The sequence below is a fragment of the Streptomyces katrae genome (assembly GCF_000966975.1).
Lineage (GTDB): Bacteria > Actinomycetota > Actinomycetes > Streptomycetales > Streptomycetaceae > Streptomyces > Streptomyces katrae.
The window spans coordinates 1-5,540 of sequence record NZ_JZWV01001226.1 but is presented as its reverse complement, the minus strand read 5'-3'; the positions used below and the strand labels follow the sequence as shown (position 1 = coordinate 5,540).

Annotated in this window: 6 protein-coding genes; 3 read left to right on the top strand and 3 right to left on the bottom strand. The window is 74.9% G+C overall.

Features of this window, described 5'->3' with window-relative positions; genetic code table 11:
• The coding region (locus VR44_RS35330) for a hypothetical protein (protein ID WP_045951741.1) at positions 1–560 on the bottom strand (560 nt) is incomplete at its 3' end.
• 96 nt (positions 561–656) lie between these two features.
• On the opposite strand from VR44_RS35330, the gene npdG reads away from it, so the two are divergent.
• Positions 657–1,361, top strand: coding sequence for an NADPH-dependent F420 reductase (gene npdG, locus VR44_RS35325; protein ID WP_045951739.1), 705 nt, complete (start codon positions 657–659; stop codon positions 1,359–1,361).
• A gap of 54 nt (positions 1,362–1,415) precedes the next feature.
• Here npdG and VR44_RS35320 read toward each other — a convergent pair whose 3' ends face one another.
• The gene (locus tag VR44_RS35320; protein ID WP_045951740.1) at positions 1,416–3,491 is read right to left on the bottom strand and encodes a TerD family protein; all 2,076 of its coding nucleotides are present in this window, start codon (positions 3,489–3,491) and stop codon (positions 1,416–1,418) included.
• 218 nt (positions 3,492–3,709) lie between these two features.
• Between VR44_RS35320 and VR44_RS35315 the strand changes: the two genes are divergently transcribed.
• Positions 3,710–3,892: a hypothetical protein gene (locus tag VR44_RS35315; protein ID WP_045951738.1), complete on the top strand. Its 183-nt coding sequence runs from the start codon at positions 3,710–3,712 to the stop codon at positions 3,890–3,892.
• A 4-nt stretch (positions 3,893–3,896) separates the two neighbouring features.
• Here the strand turns inward: VR44_RS35315 and VR44_RS35310 are convergent, their stop codons facing one another.
• Positions 3,897–4,697, bottom strand: coding sequence for a site-2 protease family protein (locus VR44_RS35310; protein ID WP_045951737.1), 801 nt, complete (start codon positions 4,695–4,697; stop codon positions 3,897–3,899).
• A 63-nt stretch (positions 4,698–4,760) separates the two neighbouring features.
• Between VR44_RS35310 and VR44_RS35305 the strand changes: the two genes are divergently transcribed.
• The coding region (locus VR44_RS35305; RefSeq protein ID WP_045951736.1) for an AfsR/SARP family transcriptional regulator at positions 4,761–5,540 on the top strand (780 nt) is incomplete at its 3' end.

The following is a 5,540-nucleotide window of genomic DNA, read 5'->3' as shown; positions in this document are numbered from 1 at the left end:
CGCCGCACGCCCGTGGCCGCGCCCGCGCCCCTGCGCACCGGCAGGCCGTTCTCCCCGGCCGCCGCCCCGACCAGGTGCTGCACGGTGTCCAGGTCCAGGGCGCAGTCCTCCGCCGGCACCGACAGCGCGTCGTGCGCGAGGGCGCCCAGGTCCGCGTCCCCGCCGTCCAGCGACAGCACGGTCGCCCCCGCGCGCCGGGCGTCGTGCACCCGCTCCAGCAGCCCCTCGCCCGGCCGCTCCGGAGCCACCACCAGCAGCGTGTGCCCGCGCCGGGCCGCCTCCAGCCGGCCCAGCCCGACCGACAGGTGCGGCGGCGCGCCCGGCAGCACCCGGTGCCGCACCAGCGTCGGCGCCAGTTCCGGCTGCCCGGACCAGGCGGCCTCGTCCACCAGGTGGGCCGCCAGGTGCCAGGGCTCGTACTGCTCCGTCCCCACCAGCAGCAGACCACCGCCCGCCGGCACCACCGCCCGCCGCAGCGACCCGGCGAACCGACGCGCTTCACCCGGCCACGGCGTCCCCGCGAGCACCTCGCGCAACAGAGCCACCCTCACGGCATCCATGGCCCCGCATCCTGCCGCACGCGCCGGGCCCCCGGGAGCGCTTCGTCCCACTCCCACCCCTTCGACCCCGGCGTACCCGGCAGTACGCTCGCCCCCATGACTTCCTCAGACAGCACGCAGAAGCCGCCGGCCAAGGACCCCTGGGACCTCCCCGACGTCTCCGGCCTCGTCGTCGGCGTCCTCGGCGGCACCGGCGACCAGGGACGCGGCCTCGCCTACCGGCTCGCCCGGGCGGGCCAGAAGGTGATCATCGGCTCCCGGGCCGCCGACCGGGCCGAGACCGCCGCACGGGAACTGGGCCTCGGCATCGAGGGCGCCGACAACGCCGAATGCGCCCGCCGCAGCGACATCGTCATCATCGCGGTGCCGTGGGAGGGCCACGCCAAGACCCTGGAGGCCCTGCGCGAGGACCTCGCCGGCAAGCTCGTCGTGGACTGCGTCAACCCGCTCGGCTTCGACAAGCAGGGCGCGTACGCCCTCCAGGTCGAGGAGGGCAGCGCCGCCCAGCAGGCCGCCGCCCTGCTCCCCGGCTCCCGGGTCACGGCCGCCTTCCACCACCTCTCCGCCGTCCTCCTCCAGGACACCTCGGTGGAGGAGATCGACACCGACGTCATGGTCCTCGGCGAATCCCGCGCCGACACCGACCTGGTCCAGGCCCTCGCAGGCCGCATCCCCGGCATGCGCGGCGTCTTCGCCGGGCGGCTGCGCAACGCCCACCAGGTGGAGGCGATGGTCGCCAACCTCATCTCCACCAACCGCCGCTACAAGGCCCACGCGGGCCTGCGCCTCACGGACGTCTGACCCCCTCGGCCCCACCCCGGGACCCCGAGCCCCGGGGCCCGGGGGGACGCGGCCTCAGCCCTTGCGGGCGGCGCGCGGCTCCAGGCCGCCCAGGTGGGCCAGCACGCCGTGGTGGAAGCGCTCCACGGCGTCGTCGACGCTGCGGATGAACCCGGACTCCGCGTTGCCCCGGGCCGTGCCCGTCCCCTTGATCAGGGACAGCCGGAACCCGGTCAGCTGCGCGCCGTCCTTGGGCAGCAGGTCCGCCGGCTCCGGCCGCAGCCGCTCCAGCGTGCCGCGCGGTCCGCCGCCGCCCTCCACCAGGCTCTCCACGTGCAGGTCGGCCGGGGCCTCCGCCAGCATCCGCAGCAACCGTTTCACCGTGGTCAGCGGGTAGGAGCCGGCCGGCGCCGGCACGTCCACGGAGGTGCGGACCTTCGCCGTCCGCAGGTCCGCCGTGACCGCGATCACCCGCTCCGCCCCCTCTATCCGCAGCTCCGCCGTCAGCCGGCCCTCCCTGCACAGCCGCTCCGCCGCGGCCACCCGCCGCGCCCGCGGATCACTGCCGCGCCGGGCCCGCTGCACCGGCAGCGCCTTCTGCCCCAGCTCCCCGCCGAGGCGCAGGCAGACCTGGCGGATCAGACGCTCCCAGCTCTCCACGACCTCCACCGCACGCGGATCACCGACGCTGAGCGTCTCGTCGTCGATCCCCTTGCGCACGGGAACCCAGGCGGGCCCCATGTTCTGGAAGCCGTGGCAGCCGGAGTTCTCGTGCTGGAGGTACTCCAGGAGCTCCTGCAGCAGCCAGGCGTGCGCCGCGTTGGCGACGCCCTCGTGCCGGATCAGCAGCTGCGTCTGGTGTGCCACCTCGGCCCACGACAGGTGCCAGAGGCTCACCTTGTGCTTGCGCCGCCCGTCGATCCTGACGTCCACGACCGGGGCCCCGTCGAGCGCCACGTCGTTGGAGAGGGTGATGACGGCCTCGTAGCCGCGGCGCGCGGCGATGTCCGTGTACTCCTGGACCTGCTCGGCCTTGAGCGGGTTGCCGTTGGTCTTCGTCTCGACCAGTGCCGTCCACAGCTTGCCCGCCCGCTCGACCCGGATCACACCGTCCGGGCGGCGGGGCGTGTCGCCGTGGGGCAGGGACACCTCGGTGAAGGTCTGCATCCGCCCGGCGGGCGCACCGAAACCGGCGGTCAGCCGGCGGCCCAGCTCCGGCACCTGCGCCATGACGGCCAGCAGCACCGAGGTCGCGCGTACCTCCCGCTCCCGGTCGCTCTTCAGGGCCGGCACGGGGAAGAGCCGCGCGGGCCGCCAGGAGTCGTTCTCGGCGAGGGACTTCCCGACCACCTTGGGCAGGGTGACCTTCTTCCGGGTCGTGCGCGGGCTCCTGGCGCGCGACTGCGCCGGAACGGCGGGCACGGGCGAGTCCCCGGCCCGGCCCGCGGCCTCCTCGACGACGCCGCCTGCGACGGCTCCGCCGGCCCCCTCCAGGGTGTCGGCCGCACCCGCCGCCGAGCCCCCGGAGCCGGTGGTCCCGTCACCCAGGACCTTCACCTCGGCCTCGGCCGTCTCGTCGCTCCCGCCCGCCACACCGGCCTCGTCGGCCTCGTCGGCCTCGTCGACCACGACGCCGAAGTCCGTGGCGAGCCCGGCCAGCCCGGTCTCGTACCCCTGACCCACGGCGCGGAACTTCCACTCCTCGCCCCTGCGGTACAGCTCCCCGAAGATGAAGGCCGTCTCCACGCCCGCGTCCTCGATCGAGAAGCCCACCAGCGGCTCACCCGACCGGTCCGCGACCGTCATCCGCAGATCGTCGAGGTCGCCGAAACGGGCCCCGCCGTACTGGCTGGCCGCCACCACGATCCGCGCCACGTCCGCCGGCACCGCCGTCAGGTCCACGCTGATGCGGTCCTCGTCCCCGCTGTCGGTGGGGGTCTTGCCCAGGAGCTGGACGCTCCCGTCCGGGGCGGCGGGGTTGTTGTAGAAGTAGAAGTCGTTCTCGCTGCGGACCTTGCCGTTCTCATCCAGCAGCAGCACGGAGACGTCCGCGTCCCCCGCGCCCGACGCACTGGTCCAGCCCAGGCTCACCACGACCGAGCCGGCGTCCTCACCAAGGGCGCTCAGGCTGACGTTCGCGCCCTTCCGGATCTCCTGCACCGCATTCCCCCCACCTGCCCGGACCCGCCGGTCCGTGCGGACCGGGCACCGGGCTGTCGCTCTTCACTCGCGTGATCTGTATTGCGCGCCGGGCGAACCGTAACCGGGAGCAGTGCGGAAGATCAGGCAAAGCCGGAAATGAGCCCCGGCGGGATGGGGGACACTGGAGGGGCTCGACCCCGTCCCGTGTTGCCGAGGAGCTGTTCCGGATGCCCCGCCTTGCCGTGTTCGCCGTTGTCGTCTGCGTCCTTGCCGTGGCCGCCGCCGTGGTCGCCTTCGTGGAGGGCAGCTTCCTCGGGATCGTCTGGGTGCTGCTGGCCGGCGTGACGTCCAACATGGCCTGGTTCTACGTGCGCAAGGCCAAGGCGGAGAAGCAGCGCGCCGCCGCGTAGCCGGTCAGTCGGCCGGGACGGCGCAGAAGCCGTCCTGCTCGGTCCAGAAGCGGTACAGGGCGCGGCCGCAGTACGTCTCCAGGTCGGAGACGCCCAGCGCCCGCAGGACACCGCGTACCGCGTCGAAGAAGACCGCGTTGACCTCCGGGATCCACAGCAGCGCGAACACCCCGATCAGCGCGAACGGCGCCAGCGGTGCCAGCTCGCGGCGGGCGCGGTGGGACAGCCAGGGCTCGATGACCCCGTAGCCGTCCAGGCCCGGGACCGGCAGGAAGTTCAGGATCGCCGCCGACACCTGAAGCAGCGCCAGGAACGCCAGCGCGAAGCGGAAGGACAGCGGCACCCCGTCCAGGGCGTCCAGCCAGAACGGCGCGGTGCAGATGACGGCGAAGGCCACGTTCGTCAGCGGGCCCGCCGCCGAGACGAGGCTGTGCCGCCAGCGGCCCCGGATCCGGTCCCGCTCGATGTACACGGCCCCGCCGGGCAGGCCCAGCCCGCCCAGGATCACGAAGACCACCGGCAGCACGATGCTGAGCAGCGCGTGCGTGTACTTCAGCGGGTTCAGGGTGAGGTAGCCCTTGGCGCCGACCGTGATGTCACCGCCGTGCAGGGCGGTACGGGCGTGCGCGTACTCGTGCAGGCACAGCGAGACCACCCACGCCGAGGTGACGAAGAGGAACACGGCCAGCCCCGGGCTCGTCGCGTACCCCGTCCACACCGCCCAGCCCGTGACCGCCATGACGGCGACGATGCCGAGGAAAACGGAACTGATACGCCGCTCACTGCGGCCACCCTGGTGAACCATGCGGCGAAACCTATCCCGGGCGGACGGCCCGTGGGCCCCCCGGGGCCGGGGGAGAATGGGCCGGTGCGCTACGCGATCCTCGGCCCCGCCCAGGCAGTCCGCGACGACGGGACCCCCGTCGCCGTCGGCGGAGCGCGCCTGCGCGCGCTCCTGACCGCGCTCGCGCTGCGTCCCGGCCGGACCGTGCCCGTCGCACTGCTGGTCGCCGAGGTGTGGGAGGCGGACCCGCCCGCCGACGCCGTCGCCGCGCTCCAGGCGCTGGTGGCCCGGCTGCGGCGGGCCCTGGGACACGGGGCCGTGCGCTCCGAGGAGGGCGGCTACCGGCTGGAGGCGGAACGGGGCGACGTCGACCTGTACCGCTTCGAAGGGCTCGTGCGCTCCGCCGCGGCCGCCGCGGACCCCGCCCGGGCGGCGGCCCTGTACGACGAGGCCCTCGCCCTGTGGCGGGGTCCCGCGCTGGCCTCCCTCCCCGACCCGGCGGCCGAGTCCGCGCGCTGGGAGGCCGTACGGATGGACGCGCGGCGGGGCCGCCTGGGCGCGGCGCTGGCCCTGGGCGAAGCGGCACAGGCCCTGCCGGAGCTGACCGAACTGTGCGCCCGCCGCCCCCTGGACGAGTCCCTGCAGGCCCTGCGCATCCGGGCCCTGCGCGCGGCGGGCCGCCCCGCGGAGGCCCTGGCCGCCTACGAAACGGTCCGCCGGGACCTCTCCACCCGCCTGGGCACCGACCCGGGACCGGCCCTGCGCGCCCTCCACACGGAACTCCTCTCGGGCACCCCCGCCCCGGAACCGCCCCCGGCCACCGCGGCCCCGGCCTGGCCGGCCCCCGCCACCCCGGCCGCGGAC

Coding starts and splice junctions, on each gene's coding strand:
- VR44_RS35310 (WP_045951737.1), bottom strand. CDS start 4,697: ATGGTTCACCAGGGTGGCCGCAGTGAGCGGCGTATCAGTTCCGTTTTC.
- npdG (WP_045951739.1), top strand. CDS start 657: ATGACTTCCTCAGACAGCACGCAGAAGCCGCCGGCCAAGGACCCCTGG.
- VR44_RS35315 (WP_045951738.1), top strand. CDS start 3,710: ATGCCCCGCCTTGCCGTGTTCGCCGTTGTCGTCTGCGTCCTTGCCGTG.